Origin of the sequence: Pantoea sp. SIMBA_079, assembly GCF_046940275.1 — a bacterium.
Classification (GTDB): Bacteria; Pseudomonadota; Gammaproteobacteria; order Enterobacterales; family Enterobacteriaceae; genus Pantoea; species Pantoea borealis.
In genome coordinates, this window is record NZ_JAWRYR010000326.1 from 1 (window position 1) to 271 (window position 271).

Sequence of the window (271 nt, forward strand, 5' to 3'; positions counted from 1 at the left end):
GTTTCGGTTTGCTGTTTCATCGGGGAAATATCAACATAAAAGTGTTCATTACAAAGGAATCACAATTAATGTTTTTTATGATGAAAAACACTTTGAAAATGTTGATCATTTAATTAAAAATGCAAAAATCACGTTGGATTACTGCATTAAAAATTTTGGAAAAAATCCTTTTAAAACGATCAATTTTACAGAGATCTCTTCTTTTACAAAAGGATTTGCGGCAACAGCTTATCCGTCCGCGGTTTTTATGACCGAAGATATGATTTTCCAT

At 30.6% G+C, this 271-nt stretch carries 1 protein-coding gene; it reads left to right on the forward strand.

The genetic code is table 11. The features are described from left to right. A partial coding sequence (locus tag SB719_RS20220) for a hypothetical protein (protein WP_412159750.1) occupies positions 1-271 on the forward strand: 271 nt, incomplete at both ends.